General features: G+C 72.1%; 18 protein-coding genes. 6 read left to right on the top strand and 12 right to left on the bottom strand.

Annotation, left to right across the window (positions count from 1 at the left end):
* Nucleotides 1–24: 24 nt before the first annotated feature.
* Nucleotides 25–1,191 carry a YihY/virulence factor BrkB family protein gene (locus tag NNW99_RS06830; RefSeq protein ID WP_251057730.1) on the top strand — a complete coding sequence of 389 codons (1,167 nt, stop codon included), beginning with the start codon at nt 25–27 and terminating at the stop codon, nt 1,189–1,191.
* A 12-nt stretch (nt 1,192–1,203) separates the two neighbouring features.
* On the opposite strand, the gene NNW99_RS06825 is transcribed toward NNW99_RS06830, so the two are convergent.
* Nucleotides 1,204–2,049, bottom strand: coding sequence for an NmrA family NAD(P)-binding protein (locus tag NNW99_RS06825; RefSeq protein WP_215117799.1), 846 nt, complete (start codon nt 2,047–2,049; stop codon nt 1,204–1,206).
* Nucleotides 2,050–2,130: 81 nt separating this feature from the next.
* On the opposite strand from NNW99_RS06825, the gene NNW99_RS06820 reads away from it, so the two are divergent.
* The gene (locus NNW99_RS06820; protein WP_215117798.1) at nt 2,131–3,066 is read left to right on the top strand and encodes an AraC family transcriptional regulator; all 936 of its coding nucleotides are present in this window, start codon (nt 2,131–2,133) and stop codon (nt 3,064–3,066) included.
* A gap of 28 nt (nt 3,067–3,094) precedes the next feature.
* On the top strand, nt 3,095–3,784 hold the full coding sequence (locus NNW99_RS06815) for a helix-turn-helix domain-containing protein (RefSeq protein WP_215117797.1): 690 nt from the start codon (nt 3,095–3,097) through the stop codon (nt 3,782–3,784).
* Here NNW99_RS06815 and NNW99_RS06810 read toward each other — a convergent pair.
* On the bottom strand, nt 3,764–4,168 hold the full coding sequence (locus NNW99_RS06810) for a VOC family protein (protein WP_215117796.1): 405 nt from the start codon (nt 4,166–4,168) through the stop codon (nt 3,764–3,766). The two genes, NNW99_RS06815 and NNW99_RS06810, sit on opposite strands and share 21 nt — an antisense overlap.
* A 126-nt stretch (nt 4,169–4,294) precedes the next feature.
* Here NNW99_RS06810 and NNW99_RS06805 point away from each other — a divergent pair, with 126 nt between their 5' ends.
* Nucleotides 4,295–4,702, top strand: a complete 408-nt coding sequence (locus NNW99_RS06805; protein WP_215117795.1) for an SRPBCC family protein — start codon at nt 4,295–4,297, stop codon at nt 4,700–4,702.
* A 36-nt stretch (nt 4,703–4,738) separates the two neighbouring features.
* Here NNW99_RS06805 and NNW99_RS06800 read toward each other — a convergent pair whose 3' ends face one another.
* Entirely contained in the window at nt 4,739–5,770 is a 1,032-nt protein-coding gene (locus tag NNW99_RS06800; RefSeq protein ID WP_215117794.1) for a DUF5954 family protein, read from the bottom strand.
* A 293-nt stretch (nt 5,771–6,063) separates the two neighbouring features.
* Here NNW99_RS06800 and NNW99_RS06795 point away from each other — a divergent pair, with 293 nt between their 5' ends.
* Nucleotides 6,064–6,600 (top strand): hypothetical protein, encoded by a 537-nt coding sequence (locus tag NNW99_RS06795; RefSeq protein WP_215117793.1) that lies wholly within the window; start codon nt 6,064–6,066, stop codon nt 6,598–6,600.
* 24 nt (nt 6,601–6,624) lie between these two features.
* Here the strand turns inward: NNW99_RS06795 and NNW99_RS06790 are convergent, their stop codons facing one another.
* The 8 genes from NNW99_RS06790 to NNW99_RS06755 form a co-directional block, all read right to left on the bottom strand.
* Nucleotides 6,625–7,047 (bottom strand): helix-turn-helix transcriptional regulator, encoded by a 423-nt coding sequence (locus tag NNW99_RS06790; protein ID WP_215117792.1) that lies wholly within the window; start codon nt 7,045–7,047, stop codon nt 6,625–6,627.
* 185 nt (nt 7,048–7,232) lie between these two features.
* Nucleotides 7,233–8,276, bottom strand: a complete 1,044-nt coding sequence (locus NNW99_RS06785) for a LacI family DNA-binding transcriptional regulator (protein ID WP_215117791.1) — start codon at nt 8,274–8,276, stop codon at nt 7,233–7,235.
* A 129-nt stretch (nt 8,277–8,405) separates the two neighbouring features.
* The gene (locus NNW99_RS06780) at nt 8,406–9,830 is read right to left on the bottom strand and encodes a Gfo/Idh/MocA family protein (protein ID WP_215117790.1); all 1,425 of its coding nucleotides are present in this window, start codon (nt 9,828–9,830) and stop codon (nt 8,406–8,408) included.
* Between the two features lie 171 nt (nt 9,831–10,001).
* Nucleotides 10,002–11,591 (bottom strand): family 43 glycosylhydrolase, encoded by a 1,590-nt coding sequence (locus tag NNW99_RS06775; protein WP_215117789.1) that lies wholly within the window; start codon nt 11,589–11,591, stop codon nt 10,002–10,004.
* Between the two features lie 91 nt (nt 11,592–11,682).
* The gene (locus NNW99_RS06770) at nt 11,683–12,600 is read right to left on the bottom strand and encodes a carbohydrate ABC transporter permease (protein ID WP_215117788.1); all 918 of its coding nucleotides are present in this window, start codon (nt 12,598–12,600) and stop codon (nt 11,683–11,685) included.
* Nucleotides 12,600–13,484: a carbohydrate ABC transporter permease gene (locus NNW99_RS06765; protein ID WP_215117787.1), complete on the bottom strand. Its 885-nt coding sequence runs from the start codon at nt 13,482–13,484 to the stop codon at nt 12,600–12,602. Before NNW99_RS06765 ends, NNW99_RS06770 begins: the two co-directional genes overlap by 1 nt.
* A 7-nt stretch (nt 13,485–13,491) precedes the next feature.
* Nucleotides 13,492–14,829, bottom strand: a complete 1,338-nt coding sequence (locus NNW99_RS06760; protein ID WP_215117786.1) for an ABC transporter substrate-binding protein — start codon at nt 14,827–14,829, stop codon at nt 13,492–13,494.
* Nucleotides 14,830–15,213: 384 nt separating this feature from the next.
* Complete coding sequence (locus NNW99_RS06755; protein WP_215117785.1) at nt 15,214–16,302, bottom strand: LacI family DNA-binding transcriptional regulator; 1,089 nt, start codon at nt 16,300–16,302, stop codon at nt 15,214–15,216.
* Nucleotides 16,303–16,624: 322 nt separating this feature from the next.
* Between NNW99_RS06755 and NNW99_RS06750 the strand changes: the two genes are divergently transcribed.
* A complete protein-coding gene (locus NNW99_RS06750) occupies nt 16,625–17,182 on the top strand; it encodes a hypothetical protein (protein WP_215117784.1) in 558 nt (185 codons plus the stop codon).
* A gap of 226 nt (nt 17,183–17,408) precedes the next feature.
* Here the strand turns inward: NNW99_RS06750 and NNW99_RS06745 are convergent, their stop codons facing one another.
* On the bottom strand, nt 17,409–18,422 hold the full coding sequence (locus tag NNW99_RS06745; protein ID WP_215117783.1) for a hydroxyacid dehydrogenase: 1,014 nt from the start codon (nt 18,420–18,422) through the stop codon (nt 17,409–17,411).
* Nucleotides 18,423–18,683: the final 261 nt, after the last annotated feature.

Raw genomic sequence — 18,683 nt, 5'->3', positions numbered from 1 at the left:
GGGCGCGACGGATACCGTTAGGGGGTGCAGCCAGGAAGTGAAACCCCCGACACACCCTCCGGACGCCTCCACCGGGCGCGGGCCCTCTACCGGAACGTATCCAAGCGCAGGACCGCCTGGCTGCTGCTCAAGGACACCGTCAACTCCTGCATCGAGTACCGCATCCTGGGCCTCGCCGCCGAGGCCGCGTTCTTCACGCTGCTGTCGGTGCCGCCGCTGCTGCTCAGCATGATCGGACTGCTCGGCTACGTCGACGCCTGGACCGGCGCCGACACCATCGAGAGCCTCCAGGCCAACATCCTGGAGGCCGCGCGCACGATCCTCTCCGACCAGGGCGTCAGGGAGATCGCCGAGCCGATCCTGCACGACGTGATGAAGGGCGGCCGGCCCGACGTCATCTCCATCGGCTTCCTGTTCGCCCTGTGGTCCGGCTCCCGTGCCGTGAACGTCTTCATCGACACCATCACCGTCATGTACGGCCTCGACGGGGTCCGGGGCATCGTCAAGACGCGGCTGCTGGCCTTCGCGCTGTTCATCGTGGCCCTGCTGATCGGCTCCATCGCGCTGCCGCTGATGGTGGCCGGGCCGGACGCGGTGGTGCGGATCGTGCCGTGGTCGACGACGGTCGTGCAGGTCCTGTACTGGCCCGTGGTGATACTGCTGTCGATCGCCTTCCTCACGACCCTCTATCACGTGTCCGTGCCCGTCCGCTCTCCGTGGATCGAGGACGTGCCCGGAGCGCTCGTCGCCCTCGGCATGTGGGTGCTCGGCAGCTTCCTGCTGCGGATCTATCTGACCAGCACGGTCGAGGGCCCCACGATCTACGGCTCCCTGGCCGCGCCCGTCGCCGTGCTGCTGTGGATCGGTGTGTCCGCGTTCGCGGTGCTGGTCGGGGCCGCGGTCAACGCCGCCATCGACCGGGTCTGGCCGGCCGCCGCCACGGCCGCGGCCCGTGAGGCCAACGAGCGGCTGCGCCAGGCGCAGGTCGCCGAGTACGTGGCCCGCGCCGCCGCCCACGGGGAGGCCGACCCCGACATGCCCTCCGAGTTCCCCGAACGCTGGTCCCGCTTCCTGCCCCCGGAGGACGTCTCGGCCCGCCTGCGCACGCATGTGAAGAGCACCCATGTGAAGAGCGCCCACGCGAAGAACAGCGAGGCCAACGGGGAGAGGCAGCCGCCCGAGGAGAAGTGACGGACGGCGGTCTCAGGCCTTCCAGGTCCCGGCCGCCGCCTCCTCCCGCACGAACTCGGCGAAGTCCCGGGGCGCGCGGCCCAGGACCTCGCGCACACCGTCCTCGAGGTGCGCGTTGCGGCCGTCGAGGAGGGTGTCGAAGATGCCGGTCATGGCCGCGACCTCCTCCGGTGGCAGACCGAAGCCGACCATGGCCTCGCCGTAGTCCCGCGTGGAGACGGCCCGGTACGTCAGCGGCCGCCCCGTCGCCGCGGCGATCTCCGCGACCGCCTCCCCGAAGGTCAGCAGCCGCGCCCCCGACAGGGTGAGCGTCCGGCCCACGTACCGCTCGCCGCCCGTCAGCGCGGCCACCACCACGTCCGCGATGTCGCGCACGTCGAGGAACGGCTCGCGCACCTCGTCGGCCGGGAACACCAGCTCACCGCGCTCCCGCAGCTCCGCCACCAGCGGGCCCTCGCTGAAGTTCTGCGCGAACCACGCGGCCCGTACGACCGTCCAGTCCGCTCCCGAGGCGTGCAGCGCCTCCTCGGTCGCCACGGCCTGGTCCTCGCCCCGCGCGGACAGCAGCACCAGCCGCCGCACCCCGAGCCCGACCGCCTCCCGCGCCAGCGCCCCGACCGCCTCGGCGGCGCCGGGCGCGCCGACGTCCGAGGGGTGGGCGAGATAGGCCGCGTCGGCCCCGCGCAGGGTCGCCGCCCAGGTCGAGCGGTCCCACCAGTCGAACCCGGTCGCCCGGGACGCGGCCCGCACCGTGAGCCCCGCGGCCTCCGCGGCCCGCGCCACCCGGCTCCCCGTGCGGCCCGAGGCGCCCGTCACCACCACCGTCATGCCCTGCGTGTTCCGTGTCGTGTTCGTCATGCCGTCGAGTCAACTGCCGTACGCGCCACGGAACCATCGCTGAACGGCTCATTCCCATACGCCCGCGTCTAACCTGGCCCCATGGACGCAGTCGCAGGGCTACTGGACGGCCCCCGCGCGCGGGGCGCGTTCATGATCAGGGCGTGTTTCGACCCGCCGTGGGCGGTCCGCGTGGAGGACCGGGCCCCGCTCACCGTGATGCTCGTAGCGCGCGGCGAGGCCTGGGTGGTGCCCGACCGGGGCGAGCGCGTCCTGCTGCGGGCCGGGGACCTCGCCATCGCCCGCGGCCCGGACCCGTACACCTGCGCCGACGACCCCGGTACGGCCCCGCAGGCACTGATCCTTCCCGACCAGGAGTGCCGCTACCCCGACGGACGGCCCCTCAACGGCTCCATGGACCTGGGGGTGCGCACCTGGGGCGACCGGCTCGACGGCGCCACCGTGATGCTGATCGGCACCTACCCGATGCGGGGCGAGGTCGGCCGACGGCTGCTGGACGCCCTGCCGCCCCTGCTCACCCTCCCTTCCGACGTGTGGGCCTGCCCGCTCACGCCGTACGTCGCCGAGGAGATCGTCCGCGACGAGCCCGGCCAGGAGGTCGTCCTGGACCGGCTGCTCGACCTGCTGGTCATCGCCGCCCTGCGGGCCTGGTTCGCCCGCCCGGAGGCGGCGGCCCCCGCCTGGTACCGGGCCCTCGCCGACCCGGTCGTCGGCGGTGTGCTGCGTCTGCTCCAGGACGACCCCGCCCACCCGTGGACCGTCTCCTCGCTCGCCGCCAAGGCGGGAGTGTCCCGCGCCGCGCTCGCCCGCCGCTTCACCGGCCTGGTGGGCGAGCCCCCGATGACGTACCTCACCGGCTGGCGCCTCGCCCTGGCCGCCGACCGGCTGCGCGACTCCGACGACACGCTCGACGCGGTGGCCCGCCGGGTCGGCTACGGCAGCGCGTTCGCCCTGTCGACCGCGTTCAAGCGGGTGTACGGGGTGAGCCCGGTGGAGTACCGGGCACGGGCGGCGTGAGGGGCCAGGGGCGGCGTAGCCTGGCCACGTGTACGTGGAGTGGGCGTCGCGGCTGGCGGGAGCGGTCGTGTGGACCAACACCCCGGACCGGGACGGGGTGGGGCGCGTGCTGCCCGACGGATGCATGGACCTGCTGTGGCACGAAGGGCGGCTGCTGGTCGCCGGGCCCGACACCCACGCCTACCTGACGGACGGCGAGGCCGGTGCCTGGGCCGGGATCCGCTTCTACCCGGGCACGGCTCCCGCGCTCCTCGGCGTCCCCGCGCACGAGCTGCGAGACCGCCGCGTCGAGCTGGCGGATCTGTGGCCGGCCTCGGAGGTGCGCCGCCTGGCCGACCGCGTGAACGCGGCCCCCGACCCGGCGAGCGGCCTGGAGGAGGCGGCGCTGCGGCAGGCGGCCGGTGCCGGACCCCCGGACCCGGTACTGCGGCAGGTCGTCACGGCCCTCGACACGGGCCGCCCGGTCGCCGCCACCGCCGATGAACTCGGCCTGGGGGCACGCCAGTTGCATCGCCGTTCGCTCGCCGCGTTCGGCTACGGCCCCAAGACCCTGGCCCGTATCCTGCGGCTGCGCCGCGCGCTCGCACTGGCCCGGCGCGGTGTGCCCTTCGCGGATACGGCCGCCCGGGCCGGATACGCCGACCAGGCCCATCTGGCCCGTGACGTCAGGGAGCTGGCGGGTGTGCCGCTGGGTGAGCTACTCGCCGGCCGAGGCTAGCGGGGCGAACAGGTCCACCCCATTGCCGTCAGGGTCGAGCACGACGGCGTACCGCTGGCCCCAGAAGGCGTCCCAGGGCTTGAGTTCGCCGTGGTACCCGGAGCCCACCAGTTCCTCGTACATCGCGTCCACGTCCGCCGGCCCGTCGCACCGCAGGGCCAGCGAGGCCCGGCCCCCGCCGGCGGGCGGCTGCCACGCCGGGAGGAAGGAGCGGACCGTCTCCTCGGTGTCGAACATCAGCCGGAGCCCGCCGGGCAGTTCCGCCTCGGCGTGCGGCTGCTCCTCGGCGCCGTCCGGGAAGGCGAACCCGAGCCGGCGGTAGAAGGCGACGGAGGCGGCCATGTCGGAGACGACCAGGCCGATGGCATCGAATCGTGCGTTCATGGGCCCACCGTAGGCAGGCCCGGGGCGGGCGGTCTTGAAGGAAACGGACACCCGGTCCCACCCCGGCCGCGCCCGTGTCCGATCCGTTCAAGACCCTCTCCCGGCCGCCCGCGTAACGTCGCCGCCATGACGACCACGACACAGCGATCCCGGCACCTCGGCATTCCGATCGACCGTCCCGCCCAGGAGGTCTACGACTACGTCTGCGACCCCGTCAACGTCCCCGGCTGGGCTCCCGGGCTGGCCCGTTCCATGGAGAAGGTGGACGGCCGGTGGGTGGGGGAGTCGCCCATGGGGCGGGTCGTGGTCGTGTTCACGCCCAGGAACGAGTTCGGCGTGCTCGACCACGACGTCACCCTGCCCTCGGGGCAGACCGTGCACAATCCGATGCGGGTGATCGCCGACGGCGACGGCTGCGAGGTGGTGTTCACCCTGCGCCGGCGGCCCGGGATGAGCGACGAGGAGTTCCGCCGCGACGGTGAGGCGGTCTCCGCCGACCTCACCGCCCTCAAGCGGCTGATGGAACGGGCCTAGTCCTTCCTGGGCCTCCCCGGTCCTCCCCGGTCCTCTCTAGTCCGCCGTCTCCGACTCGTAGTGGATGGTGCCGTCCTCGTCCATCGTCGGGTGCATCTTCATGGGGCCGTACTCGTCGATGTCCGAAGGGCGCGGGCCTTCCGGTCCGTCGGGGCCCATGCGCAGAAAGCGTTCGACGCGGCAGATCCGGAAGAGGCGGTCGTCGAAGCGGAACTCGTCGGCGCGGTCGAGTGCCTTGTACTCCTCGGCGGCGCGCGCGTACCGCGCCTTCTTGGCGTCGTCGTACTGGTAGAGCATCGCCCAGATCTCGGACATGCCGTTGTAGAGCAGCCGCCGGGCGTCGTGGGGTGAGGCCATGAGCGTGCCGCATGGCTGCCAGCCGTGCCGGCCGCGCTCGACCACGCCGAATCCGGTGGGCAGCAGCACGGGCTCCGGGTGGGTGGTCACCGCACGCTCGGAGTCCCGGCGGACGTCGGAGGGAAAGCGGGCGCCCGTGTACGCGAAGTCGCTCAGCCCCAGCCGCAGCGCGCCCGCCGCCAGACCGTCCGGGCGGGCCGGGTCGAGGAGGAAGCCGACGTCCGGGGAGGGGGTGTCCTTCGCTCGCTTGTCCCACGACCGCGAGGCCGGCTCCAGGTCGGTGGGGCGCGGCGGTTCGAGACCGTCGTCGTCGCAGCGGGCGAACTCGTCGCCGCGTACGACCCGGTAGCGCACCCCGCACGCCTCCACCTCGTTCACCGGCTCGCGCTCCATCACCGCGACGGCGGCCAGCAGTTCGCGCCGGACGGCCGGGTCGTCGGTGTCGTCCTTCGCCATGAACCACAGGTGCGAGTGCAGCCCGTCCCGGGCCATCTGCGGCATGCCGTCCGTCACCGGCTTCAGCAGCCGCCAGTCCGGTCCCGCTGCGGGATCCTGCGCGGCGACCCCGAAGACCGGCCCGCGCAGCGACAGAGCGGGATAGCGCCGCGAGGCGTCCATCGCGTCGGCCTCCCGGACCCAGGCGGCGGGGTCGTCGCGGCGGACCAACTCCTCCTGGAGAGCGTCGATCTGTTGCTGCCAGTCATCATCCATGCACGCATTGTGCCGTCCGGGGGGAGGTGCGGGGGGCCGGGCGACCCAACAAACACTTTTGTTGGGAACCGGCCCGGATGCCGGGGAGCCGTCTTCCGGCCCAGGACGGCCCCGTGCGTCCCACGCTCGGCCGGGACTTGGCCGCCCCGCGCCCGAGTCGTCCCTGGGCGGTCCGTGAACGCCGGGAACGCTCGCCCTGCCCGGGGGCCGGACGTGAGGCTGTGCGGTGCCAGACGAGACGAGCCGCCCCAGGGGTGACCCGCGGGGGACGGCGGTTCGGAAAGGAACACCGCATGAGCATGCGCATTCGGGCCACGGCGATGGTGACGGCCCTGTTGCTGGGGGGCGGGGCCACCGGGATCGCCCTGGCACCGGCCGCGAACGCCGCCGCGTACTTCGGCATCGACGGCGGCGGCGCTGTCACCAACGACTGGGAGGACGAGGAGAACCTCGGCGTCGATGCCTACTCCAGGGGCAACGCCATCGCCCTGTGGGAGACGGTCCTGTGGGCGGACGGCGCCCTGTGGGAGGACGACGAGGGCGAGTGGCGGCCCTTCAAGAAGAGCCAGATGGACGGCTCGTTCGGACCGGAGACCGAGTCGGCCACGCAGTGGTGGCAGAGCCGGCACAACCTCCCCGAGACCGACGGCACCGTCGTCAGCGAGAGCTGGGACTTCGCCCAGACCCGGCTGCAGAGCCTCCCGGGCAACATCGTCCAGTACAAGGGCGACGCGCGGAACGTCAACTTCAAGCGCGTGGGCGGCAAGTACCAGGTGAAGCTCAAGAACGTCGGGCCCTGGAAGAACGCGCACTACCGCACGGTCGGCTGAGTGCCCGGGCGGGTGACCCCGGGGTCACCCGCTCCCCGTGGGCAGCGCCCACAGCAGCCCCGCCACCAGTACGACGATGACCGCGAAGGAGACCAGCGCCGCCGCTCGCCACCGCCGGTACTCGGCACCGGGCGGCGGCGCCACGACGTCCACCGCCTGCCCGGCCGGCATCGCCGCACCGCGCGGCCATGTCGGATCGGCCAGCTCCCACACCGCCAGCAGCCGTGCCTGATCCGCTCCGGCCACCCGGCACAGCGCCTGCACCGCCCCCCTCGGCGGCTGCTTGGCCCCGCTGAGATACCGCTGCCACGACGACTTGCTGTACGCCGTCCGCCGCGCCAGTTCGGCCAAGCTCAGACCGGTGCGGTCCTTCAGGGCCCGCAGCTGCTCGACCAGATGCCGGGCCTCCCTCGGCAGTGCGTCCGGAAGCGGCTGCCAGCGTGTCATGGTCGTCCCCCCACTGCCCGCCGCCATCCCGCCCCCGGGCAACGGCCCCTCCCCACCGCACCGTTCGACGCCGGCCCGTGCGCACCAGTTCCCCACGGCGACGGGCGCGCGGCGCGCGCAGGGGGTGTGCGACGGACGAGGGAGCGACCGTCAGTGGGGGAGGGCGCACGCGCGTGCCGAACGTCCTACGCTCGCGGCGCCGCCGTACTGGCCCGTTCCACCAGCCGGGTCGACAACTCCGTCCGTGTGCTCTCCGGGCGGTGCCCGTCCATCACGCGCAGCAGCGCGCGCAGGGCCGTCGCGGCCATCTCCGACAGCGGCTGGCGGACCGTCGTCAGGGCGGGGGAGGCCCAGCGGGCCTCGGGCAGGTCGTCGAAGCCCACCACGCTGACGTCGTGCGGGACCTTCAACCCCCGCTCGGCCAGGGCCTCGTACACCCCCAGCGCCATCCGGTCCGAGCAGACGAAGACGGCCGTCGGCGGCTCGGGCAGGTCGAGGAGCTCCAGCATGCGGCCGCGGGCCAGGCCCTCGTCGAAACCGGCGTGCCGTACGTATTCGGCGCGGTGCCGCACCCCGGCCGAGGCGAGCGCCGAGCGGTAACCGGCGACCCGGGCGCTGCTGCACAGCGTGCGCCGGTCGCCGGCGATCACGGCGACGCGCTCATGCCCCAGGGACAGCAGATGCCCGGTGGCCGTCAGACCGCCCTGCCAGTTCGCCGCCCCCACCGAGACGACTCCCTCCGGCGGCTCCTGGACCGGGTCGATCATCACGAACGGGATGCGGTGCTGCTCCAGCCAGGCGTACTGCGAGTCGCTCAGCTCGGCCAGATTGAACAGGACCCCGGAGGAGCCCCGGGCGACCAGCTTGTCCAGCCAGCCGCGCTCCGGGCGGCCGACCCGGGAGCGGGTCAGGGCCGCCGACACCACGACCTCCAGGCCCGCGTCGTGCGCCGCCTCCTCCACCCCGTGCAGCACCGCGCCCGACCAGGAGCTCTCCAGCGAGTGCACGACCAGGTCGACCAGTCGGGGCGCCTTCGCCGCGTCGAAGCGGGGTCTGCGCACATAGCCGAGCCGGTCGAGCGCCTCGGTGACCCGGCGGCGGGTCTCGGGCGCCACGTCCTCCCGGCCGTTGACCACCTTGGACGCGGTCGGCACCGACACCCCCGCCTCACGGGCCACGACCGCCAGCGTCGGACCTGCCGCCACGCTCGCACTCGCCGTACGGACCATCGGGAACCCACCTCTCCACCGGGCAGAAAGCGCTTCCTACTCTAGGTGCGGGGCAGGACGGCGGGTAGACAGGCGACTGAATGCCGGTGGATCACGTCCGGGCCGGGTGTCGTGGCCGGCCGGGGCGTCTCAGCCGACGGGCGGCATCTCCGTCGGGTCCGAGTCGAGGCCGGGCCGTCGGCCGGCCCAGGCGCCACGGGTGAAGTCCGGGATCTCGACCGGGCGGCCCTGCCGCTCCAGGGACGCGGCGCTCAGCGGGACCGCCGCGCACCAGGCGGCCGAGTCGTAGACGTCGATGTCGGGCACCAGCCCGGCGCGCATGAGCTGGACGGTGCGCCACTGCAGGACGTAGTCCATGCCGCCGTGACCGCCGTTGTTCGCGGCGTCGTCGCCGACCTTCCGCCACAGCCAGTGGTCGTACTCCTTGCGGTAGTCGGCGAAGTCGCGCCAGGTGTGGCCGCCGTGGTCCGGTTCCAGGTAGACGCGTGCGCCGGTCGGGCTGGGCCCGGTGTAGTCCTCGACGATCCCGCGGCTGCCGGCGAGGGTGTTGATCCTGCTGTACGGCCGGGGTGAACTCACGTCGTGCTCGGCCCGGACGACCCTGCCCCGTTCCGTCTCGATGAGACAGGTGACCAGGTCCCCGTTGATGTACGTCTCCTTCCAGGACGGGTGGTCCCGGGGGACGAAGCGCTCGCGGTAGTCGGCCAGCCCCTTCGGGGCGGTCGCGGTGGCGGACAGGGTGGCCATGCGGTCACCGCGGTTGACGTCCATGGCCGCCGCGATCGGGGCCAGCCCGTGCATCGGGTAGAGGGACGCGGTGCTGCGGGTGTGCCACAGCCGCCGCCAGGAGTCGGTGTAGTACGTGTCGGAGAAGAGGAGTTCACGCAGGTCGTGGAGGTAGCCGCCATGGCCGTTGGTGATGTCGCCGAACACACCGGCGTGCGCCATCCGCAGCATGGCCAGTTCATTGCGGCCGTAGCTGCAGTTCTCGGCGAGGAGCAGATGCCTGCGGGTGCGCTCGGAGGTGTCGACCAGGTCCCACAGCTCGCGCAGTTCGGTCGCGACGGGCAGCTCCACCACCGCGTGTCTGCCGCTCAGCAGCGCGGCCCTGCCGTGCTCGTGGTGGAACTCCCAGGGCGTGGCGACATATACGAGGTCGATGTCGTCGCGCCGGAGCATGCGGGCGTAGGAGCCGGCCGATCCGCCGTACTCGGCGGGGCGGGGCTTGCCCTTGCTCACCAGCCGGTCGGCGGCGCGGCGCGCCCGGTCGGCGCGGATGTCGCAGACGGCGGTCACGGTGCAGCCGGGCACGGCCGCCCAGCCCTCGACCATGCCCGCGCCGCGGTTGCCCAGGCCGATGACACCGACGCGGACGGTTCTGTGGGCCTCGAACGGCACGCCGATCATCGACTTCTGCCCGGGACGGCGGCGGGGCGCCTGCCCGGTCGCGGCGGCCGCGGCCGGTGCCGCGGAGCTCATCCCGGCCGCGAGCGCACCGGTGGCGACGGCTCCGCCCAGGAGCAGTCGGCGTGAGACAGCGGGTGTTTCGGACATGACGGCAACACTCCTCGGTGAGGTGGCTCGCATCACTGCCGGGGCACTGTCGGGACTTTCGGGGCATGACTCTGAGGGCTTCGACCGTGGCATGTCAATACGTGCTCGGAGAGAAGCAGTTCCGAGCAGAATCGAGCATCGCTTTTCGATACCCCGAACGCGCCGCCGCGCTCAGCCGGGTGTGCAGGTCAGCCGGAATCCCGTGAAGTCCGCCGTGAACGCCGCGTCGACGAGGTCCCGGGCGTGGATGCCCGCCATCGCCCCGGTGAAGCGCAGCCGGGAACCGTGGTCGTCGGACAGCCGGCTGAAGTCCAGGGCCGGTCCGACCGCCGTACGCACCCCGTCCCGTACGTACCAGAACCGGGCGTCGGCCCCCTCGACCGTCGCCCCCAACGTCACCGGTGCCTCCACCGGCACGTCCACCACGGCGACCTGCCGCGCACCGTGCTCATCCCGCTCCACGAGGCTGAGCACCGTACGACCACCCCCGCTCCACTGCTGCCCCCGCTGCGGCTCGCCCTCCGGTTCCGCCCAGGTCAGGTCCAGGCTGAGATACGCCTCGGCGTCGTACCGGAGCACCAGCCCCGCGGCCTGGGCGAAGGTCACCGGCCGTGCCTCGACGGTGACTTCGGCCTCGGCGCGGTGCTCGGTGACGCGCTGCGCCAGCAGGCTGGTCGCCCAGCGGGACTCCGGCCCCTGCCGGCCGCGCAGCCGGATCCAGCCCGGGCGTGCCGTCGTATCGGCCCAGGACGGATCCGGCGCCTCGCGCAGGGTGCTCCACGGCCAGGACAAGCCCTCGGGCGGGGCGGCGGGCGGCAGCGGGTGCGGCCGGGTCGGCACGTCGACGTCGACCGCCGGGTGCCAACCGCCCTGCCGCAGCCGGGGCCAGCCCTCCGCGTCCCAGGTCACCGCCTGGATCGCGGTCTCCCGGCCGAGCGTGCAGCGACGGCCCTGCGGCGTGTGCAGCGGACGGGCCGTCAGATGACCGAGCAGCCACCGCCCCTCCGGCGTCTCGACCAGCTCGCCGTGCCCGGCCTTCTGCAACGGCACGCCCTCGTCGTCCCGCGTGGTCAGCAGCGGCCGGTCGTCGAGCGTGTACGGCCCGGTCAGTTCCCGGCCGCGGGCCACCCGCACCCCGTGCTCCCAGCCCGTGCCGCCCTCGGCGAGCACCAGGTAGTACCAGCCCTCGCGCCGCAGCAGCTTCGGCCCCTCGACCAGCCGGTCGTGCTGGAGCAGCAGACGTGTCCGCCCGACGGGTGTCAGCGTGTCCCGGTCCAGCTCCGTGACGACGATCCCCGCGAACCGCCGCCCTCCCGGCCGATGGTCGTTCTGCAGGTTCAGCAGCCACAGCCGGCCGTCCTCGTGGAACAGCGCCGGATCGAACCCATGGCTCACCACCCGGCGCGGGGCACTCCACGCGCCGCCCACGCCGGTGGCCGTCGAGACGTAGGTGTCCAGGTCGAAGTACGGCGTGCCGACCGACCGTACGACGGTGTACGTCACCCAGAACCGTTCCCCGTCCCAGCTCAGCGACGGAGCCCAGACGCCGCCCGAGTCGGGCACCCCGGCCAGCGTGCCCCCGGGCGCCGCCCCCTCGACGTGCCCCGCGTACTCCCAGTGGGCCAGGTCGCGGGAGCGGTGGATCGGGATCGTCGGGAACCACTCGAAGGAACTCGTGGCCACGTAGTACCAGTCGCCGACCCGGATCAGTGAGGGGTCGGGGGCGAAGCCGCGGAGGACGGGGTTGTGCAGGACGGTCACGCGGGAACTCCGGGGGAGTCGGGCACCCGGGGGCCGCGGGGAGTCGGGTCACCCGCGGCCCCCGGGAGTCAGGGAAGGAGGCCGGCCGGGATCACTTGAGGGCGCCGAGCGTCACGCCCGTCCGCCAGTAGCGGCGCATCGCGACCATCATGATCGCCATCGGCACGATGGACAGCAGCGCCCCGGTCAGCACCAGACCGGTCAGGTCGATGCCGGACTCCAGCCGGGTGCCCGTCCAGTTGTAGAGGCCGAGGTTGAGCGTCCAGTTCTCCTTGCCGCGCAGCACCGTCAGCGGCAGGAAGAAGGCGTTCCAGGTGTTCACGAAGGCCAGCAGGAACACCGTCGCGCCGCCCGTCGTCATCATCCGCAGCACGATGCTGAAGAAGATCCGCAGCTCGCCGGCGCCGTCGATCCGCGCCGCCTCCAGCAGCTCGTAGGGGATCGTGGCCTCGGTGTACACCTTGGCCAGATAGACGCTGAACGGGTTGATGAGGCAGGGGACGAGCATCGCCCAGGGGGTGTCCACCATGCCGATCGCCGAGAACAGCAGATACAGCGGGAGCGTGAGCAGCGCGATCGGGATCAGGAACGAGCCCACGACACACGCGAAGATCGCGTTGCGGCCCGGGAAGTCGAACCGGGCCAGTCCGTACCCGGTCGCGAGGGCGATCAGCGTGCCGCCGAGCGAGCCGACCCCGGCGTACAGCAGCGAGTTGGCCGTCCACCGCAGGAAGATGCCGTCCTGGTAGGTGAACACCTGATGCAGGTTGTCCCACAGATGCCAGCCCGAGAACCACAGGCCGTTGCTCTGGTACAGCGCCGTGCGGTCCTTGGTCGCGGCGACGATCAGCCACCACACCGGGAACAGGCTGTAGACGCTCGCCAGGACCAGCCCGACGAGGAGGAAGCGCTGGCCGCCCCGCCCGCGCGAGGCCGGATCCGGGCGGGACAGGCGCCGCACGCCCCGGACTTCGGGCCGCTCGGTGGCGGTCCGCTCGGTCAGCACCATCAGTCGGCCTCCTTCGAGGTGAGCCGGTAGAAGAGGAAGGAGGCGACACCCAGGATGAGCGCCAGGAGCACGGACAGGGCGGCCGCGTAGTGGTAGTTGCCCGCGTTGAACGCCTGGTTGTAGATGATCATGATCGGGGTGAAGCTGTCGCTGACCGTCTGCGGGGTGATGTTCCGGAACAGCGCCGGCTCGTTGAAGATCTGCAGCATCTGGATGATCGACAGCAGACCGGTCAGGACCAGCGCCCCGCGCACGAACGGGATCTTGATGCTGCGCGCGATCCGCAGCTCGGAGGCGCCGTCCAGCCGCGCCGCCTCGAACAGCTCGCGCGGCACGCCCTGCAGCGCCGAGTAGATGATCACCATGTTGTAGCCGATGCCGTGCCAGGTCAGCAGATTGCCGATGGACGGCCACACCATCGACGGCGCGAAGAAGTTCCAGTCGAAGCCGAGGGCGTGGCCGATCGGGGTGAGCGGGCCGACGTCCGGGCTGTAGAGATTGACCCACACGATCGCCGCGACCACGCCGGGGATCATGTACGGCACCAGCAGCAGGATCCGGAACCGGCTCGCCACCCTGGAGGTCAGCGCGTCCAGGAACAGCGCCAGCAGCAGGCTGACCAGCAGCATGAACGGGATCTGCACACAGGCGAAGAGCACCACCCGCAGGACGGAGTCCATGAACGCCGAGTCGGTCAGGCCCTGGGTGTAGTTGTCGAGCCCGACGAACTCCGTCGTCGCGCCGCCGAGGCCGAGCCCGGACTGCTTCTCCGTGAACAGCGACTCGTAGGCGGCGTAGCCGATCGGGAGCAGATACAGGAAGACGAAGCCGAGCTGGAAGGGCACCGTGAACGCGGCGCCCTTCCAGCGCAGGGAGCGAGTCATCGATGCCTCAGCCCTTGACGCTGATACCGCGGGACTTCAGGTCCTTGACCGTCCACTCCTGCATGTGCGCGAGCAGGTCGGTGACCTTCTCCTGCTTGTTGACCACCTTGGCCCAGCCCGCCTGGAGTTCGGTGAACATCGCGGTCCAGTTGGGTCCGTAGGTCCAGTCGGTGGTGACGGTGCCCAGGCTGTCCGTGACGACCTTCTGCGCCGGCTCGTAGTTCTCGCCGAGCAGCTTCCGCGAGATCGACTCACCGACGTAGGAGCCGCTGTCCTTGAGCGCCGGCATCACGCCGTTGCCGGTCTCCGGGCTCGCCATCGTCTTGACGGCGTCCTGGTTCGTCGACATCCAGAGCGCCGCCTTGGCCGCCTGCTCCTGGTTCTCGCACTGCTTGGTCACCAGGGTCACGCTGCCGGTCAGATTCGTACCGGCCGGCGTCTTGGCCGCCTCGCCCTGGTACGTCGGCCAGGGCGCGAGCGCCCAGTCGCCGAAGGACTTGGTGAAGTTCTGCACCATGCCGGCCATCTGCCAGGTGGAGATCTGCCGGGTCGCGGTGGCGCCGGTGTCGTAACTGCGCTGCACGGCCGCGTAGTCGGCGAAGGACAGCTTGGCGTTCAGATCGTTGTCGATGATCTCCTGGATGACCTTCGCGGCCTTGAGGGTGCCCTCGTCCTGGAAGTTCACCTTCCAGGCGTTGCCGTCGATCGCGTACCAGTGGGCACCGGCCTGCATCGCGAGCACCTCCAGGGTGCTCGGGTCCTCACCGGCGTAGTTGGTGATCTTGATGCCGTGCTTCTTCAGCACCTTGCCGGCGGCGATGAAGTCGTCCCAGGTGGCCGGGGGCTTCAGGCCGTACTTCTCGAAGATGTCGGTGCGGTAGATCGTGAACTGCGGCGCCGAGCTGGTGGGAACGCCGTAGAGCTTGCCCTGCACCTGCGCGCTCGCCCAGGCGCCGGTGTTGAACGTGTCCTTCTCGCCCTCGACATACCGCGTGATGTCGGCGAGCGCGTCCTGCGACACCCAGCTCGTCACGTACTCGGCGGTGTTCTGCACCAGGCAGGGGGCGTTGCCGGCCTTCACCGCGTTGGTGAGCTGCTTCTGCATGGTGAGCTGGTCGGTGACCTTGGTGTACTTCAGCCGGATGTCCTTGTGCGAGGCGTTGAACGCCTTGACGACCGCCTCCTGCCCGTTGGCCCAGCCCCAGTAGGGGAGGGTGACCGGACCGGACTTCGACGCGGCGTCGTCGCCCGAGCCGGATCCGCCGCAGGCGGAGAGCAGACCTGTCAGCGCGATGCCCGCGACAGCGGCGGAGGCGAACCTTCTCCGGGGGCTGGTGAAGTTCATCTGACCGTGATCCTTCGGAATAGGACGTTCTCAGAACGAGAGGACGGCGGACGGCGGCGGCTCGGTGGTGCCGGCCGGGAACGGCGGCCGGAAAACCGTCGGCTCGCGGTTGCGGGGGGTCGGCCAAGCAGAAGCTGTAGTAAGCGGTTGCTGGGACGGTAGGCGGACAGATCCGTTCAGAGCAAGAGGTGCGCGTCAATTTGTTACGGCGGATTGTCCGGCGGGTTATCACCGGGTGCACGGCGAGGCCTCGCACCCGGACCGACATACGTGCAGCTCAAGGCGCTGCAGGAGTCGCCGCTCCGCAGCGGGGCGGGCACGCCGACGGCACCCGTGAGAGGCCGTAAAGTCTCGGGAAAACGGTTACGTAACGACGCTTGCGTGTCAGGCGCGCGCAGCCGGCGGCCGCACCGAGTTGCGGACCACGACATGCGTGCCCAGCACCAGATGGTCGCCGTCGGCGCTCTTGCGGCGGCCCGCGCCGCCCTCGCGCCGGTCCGCCACCGCGCGCAGCGCGACCTGGCCCATCTCCTCGTACGGCACGTGCACGGTGGTCAGTTGGGGCGTGAGCTGGGAGGCGAGGGGGATGTCGTCGTAGCCGACGATCGAGACGTCCTCGGGCACCCGCAGGCCCGCCGCGCGCAGGGCCTGAGCGGCGCCCGCGGCGACCACGTCCGTGCCGGCGAGCACGGCGGTGAAGTCCGGAGTGTCGCGCAGGGCCGCCTCAACCGCCTCGTAGCCGTGCTCGTAGTCGTACGGGCCGTGCCGGACCATGCCCGCCTCGAAGGGCACGCCGTACGCCTCGAAGGCCCGCCGGGCTCCCTTCAACCTGCCCTGGGCGGTGGTCAGTTCCGCGTGTCCGGGCAGGACGAGGACGCGCCGGTGACCGGCCGACAGCAGGTGGCTGGCCATCGCGTAGGCGCCGCCCTCGTTGTCGTAGTCGACGGTCGTCGCCGGGACGTCGCCCTCCAGCGGGGGCCTGCCCACCAGGACCAGATGCGAGCCGGCCGCGTCCAGGGAACGGGCGAAGCGGGCCATGCGCAGCTGGTACTCGTCGTAGTCGTAGGCGCCGCCGAGCAGGATCACGGCCGCCACGCCCTGCTGCCGCATCATGTTCACCAGGGCCAGCTCGCGCTCAGGGTCGTCGCCGGTCGTGCCGACCAGGGAGAGCCAGCCGCGCAGGGTGGCGGCGCCCTCGACGCCCTTCGCGACGTGCGCGAACGCGGCGCCGGTGATGTTGTTGATGAGGATCGCCACCGTCGGTGTGCCGCCGCCGGCGAGGGAGCGGGCGTGCGCGTTGGTGACGTAGTCCAGCTCCCGGACCACCTTCATCACCCGGCGGCGCAGCTCCTCCGACACCGGATAGTTGCCGGACAGCACCCGCGAGACGCTGGCCACGGAGACGCCCGCGCGCTCCGCGACATCGCGGATGGTCGCCCGGCCGGCGTCATTCGTCGCCTTGCGCTGACTCACCCTTGCGGCTCCTTCACGTTGTGGCCCGGCTTGTCGCCGTCCGGCCGGTGGCGGGCCCGGCCGCGCCGACCGCGGCGGTCGTACGCGCGCGGTGCGGAAACCGTATCCCATCGTTACTCCGAGGCCGGAGGGCCTGGGGGCAGAGGTTGAGGGCGACGCCCGCCCGGCGTGCCGTGTGCTCTGGACGCCCGCCGGGCGGTGCCGAGCCGCGACGCGTTCTCACGCCGCCGGTCACCGAGCCGTGACGGGGTCTGTGGCGGCGTCCCTCGGGCGGGCACACTGAGTGGCCGTACGGAAGCGCTGTCGGCACGGGGGAGGCGTGATGGACTCGGCTGCGGCGGGCCTGCTGGCGGCAGTTGTGGGCGTGGGCGGCACGCTGGGGTCGGCGTGGCTGACCCAGCGCCGCGGGGACGTGTCCCGCCGCGAGGAGTGGGAACGGCTCGAAGGGACGCGCCGCGCCGAGATCGCCGCCCAGCTCGCGGAGTCGGGCCGGGAGGCCCGCACAGCGGCGTACACGGAGTTCAACGCCGCCGCCCGCCACTATCTGGCGACCCTCAACGACCACTCCCACGTCCTGCGCATCGGGTACGACCCGCAGGAGTCGCTGGCCGTGGTCGAGGCGGCCCGCGTGGACTACCGTCGCCGGCACGCCGAGGCCCAGATGATCGTGCCGGACGTCGTGCTGACGGAGGTGAAGCGGGTCGACAGCGACCTCAATGCCGTCTACGGCGTCCTGGCCCGCCTGACCCGGGGCACCACACGCGAAGGCGACGACATCGAGGGCGTGCGGGATGCGATCAGGAAGGGCTGGCAGGACCTGTCCAGGATGCGCACCGCCATGCGTGAGGACCTGGGAGTGACCAGGCCGTCCCCGGACTGAGGCGGCTTGGCCGGCCGGCGTCGAGACCCTTCTCCCTGGCCTGGTCGCCCGCCCGAGCAGCGGGCCGGGGCCCGCCATGAGTCCGGGCCGCCGTGAGCCCGTGCCCGTCGTGAGTCCGGGCCGCCCGTTCGTCACGAGCAGTGTGCCCGGACCCTGGCATGCCGTGAGTCCGGGCCGCCGTGAACCCGGGCCCGTCGTGAGTCCGTACCGCCCACCCGTCACGGCGTCACGCCACCCGCGCCAGATCCGCGTGCCGTACCTGGTGCACCGGCGGCGCCCCCGCCGCCAGGCGCTCCAGTTCCTCGACCACGATGCGGCCCAGCCGCTCCAGTTCGTTGCCGAGCGAGCCCGCGATGTGCGGGGTGAGGAACACGTTGGGCAGCCGGTACAGCGGGGATCCGGCGGGCAGCGGCTCCGGGTCGGTGACGTCGAGGACCGCGCTGAGCCGGCCCGAGACCAGCTCGCCGGTGAGTGCCTCGTGGTCGACCAGCGCACCGCGGGCGGTGTTGATGAGCACGCCCCCGTCCCGCACCAGGGCGAGCCGGTCGCGGTCGAGCATGTGGTGGGTCTCGGGGATGTCGGGGGCGTGCAGGCTGACGATGTCACTGCGTCCGAGCAGCTCCTCCAGCGACAGCGACTCGGCCCCGAGCGCGGCGGCCTCGGCCGGGCTCACATACGGGTCGTGCAGCAGGACGGTGAGGTCGAACGGCCGCAGCAGCTCCAGCAGCCGGCGCCCCACCCGGGACGCGCCGATGACCCCGACACGGCGGCCGAGGTTGCCGGTCGCGGCGGTCTCGCCGGGGCCCGGATAGGCATGGGTGCTGCGGAAGTGCTCGCGATGGTCGAAGGCGTCCTTGCCCACCAGCAGGATCATCGCGAGCGTGTACTCCGCGACGGGCAGGGCGTTGCCCGTCACCGCGCTGGAGACGGTGACCCCGCGTTCCCACAGGGCCTCGCCCACCAGGGAGCGCACGGAGCCGGCCGCGTGCAGCACGGTGTCGAGCTTCGGCACCGCCGAGAGGACACCGGCGTCCAGGTGCGGACAGCCCCAGCCGGTGATCAGCACCTCGGCGGACGCCAGGACACCGGCCGCGGCCGGATCGGCGAAGTCCCGCACCACCAGCCCGGGGTCGATATCGGCCGTACGCCTCAGTCGCTCCATCAGCGGCGGAGGGAAGAGCAGCGGGAGGTGCACCGGGTCCATCGCGAACACGGTCCGCGGCAGCTGAGGGCTGGGCATGACTCTCCTGGAGCAGAGGACGGAGAACGGAAACTGTTTCAGAAAGCGCCTTCTACCGTAGATCCGCCGGGAAGCGGCGGTCAATCGGCGGGGCGGTGATCGCTGCGGGGGACGCCGGTTCGGTGCAACGCCCTTGATGAGAGCAGGTCGTGGCGCGACCGGAGAGGGTGAGGTCGGTGGGGTGGGGGAGTGGGGTGGGTGTGGTCGGGGGGATCTGGTCGGGGAGGTGGGCCGACTGTGCGGCTCGCTGTGAGACCTGGC

The organism is Streptomyces sp. CRCS-T-1 (assembly GCF_024442335.1).
GTDB lineage: Bacteria > Actinomycetota > Actinomycetes > Streptomycetales > Streptomycetaceae > Streptomyces > Streptomyces koelreuteriae.
This window is presented reverse-complemented; position numbering and strand designations above follow the sequence as displayed.

What these genes read in the sequence shown, in the direction of transcription:
- NNW99_RS06825 (WP_215117799.1), bottom strand. Translation starts at nt 2,049, where the DNA reads ATGACGAACACGACACGGAACACGCAGGGCATGACGGTGGTGGTGACG.
- NNW99_RS06820 (WP_215117798.1), top strand. Translation starts at nt 2,131, where the DNA reads ATGGACGCAGTCGCAGGGCTACTGGACGGCCCCCGCGCGCGGGGCGCG.
- NNW99_RS06810 (WP_215117796.1), bottom strand. Translation starts at nt 4,168, where the DNA reads ATGAACGCACGATTCGATGCCATCGGCCTGGTCGTCTCCGACATGGCC.
- NNW99_RS06805 (WP_215117795.1), top strand. Translation starts at nt 4,295, where the DNA reads ATGACGACCACGACACAGCGATCCCGGCACCTCGGCATTCCGATCGAC.
- NNW99_RS06800 (WP_215117794.1), bottom strand. Translation starts at nt 5,770, where the DNA reads ATGGATGATGACTGGCAGCAACAGATCGACGCTCTCCAGGAGGAGTTG.
- NNW99_RS06795 (WP_215117793.1), top strand. Translation starts at nt 6,064, where the DNA reads ATGAGCATGCGCATTCGGGCCACGGCGATGGTGACGGCCCTGTTGCTG.
- NNW99_RS06790 (WP_215117792.1), bottom strand. Translation starts at nt 7,047, where the DNA reads ATGACACGCTGGCAGCCGCTTCCGGACGCACTGCCGAGGGAGGCCCGG.
- NNW99_RS06785 (WP_215117791.1), bottom strand. Translation starts at nt 8,276, where the DNA reads ATGGTCCGTACGGCGAGTGCGAGCGTGGCGGCAGGTCCGACGCTGGCG.
- NNW99_RS06780 (WP_215117790.1), bottom strand. Translation starts at nt 9,830, where the DNA reads ATGTCCGAAACACCCGCTGTCTCACGCCGACTGCTCCTGGGCGGAGCC.
- NNW99_RS06770 (WP_215117788.1), bottom strand. Translation starts at nt 12,600, where the DNA reads ATGGTGCTGACCGAGCGGACCGCCACCGAGCGGCCCGAAGTCCGGGGC.
- NNW99_RS06765 (WP_215117787.1), bottom strand. Translation starts at nt 13,484, where the DNA reads ATGACTCGCTCCCTGCGCTGGAAGGGCGCCGCGTTCACGGTGCCCTTC.
- NNW99_RS06760 (WP_215117786.1), bottom strand. Translation starts at nt 14,829, where the DNA reads ATGAACTTCACCAGCCCCCGGAGAAGGTTCGCCTCCGCCGCTGTCGCG.
- NNW99_RS06750 (WP_215117784.1), top strand. Translation starts at nt 16,625, where the DNA reads ATGGACTCGGCTGCGGCGGGCCTGCTGGCGGCAGTTGTGGGCGTGGGC.
- NNW99_RS06745 (WP_215117783.1), bottom strand. Translation starts at nt 18,422, where the DNA reads ATGCCCAGCCCTCAGCTGCCGCGGACCGTGTTCGCGATGGACCCGGTG.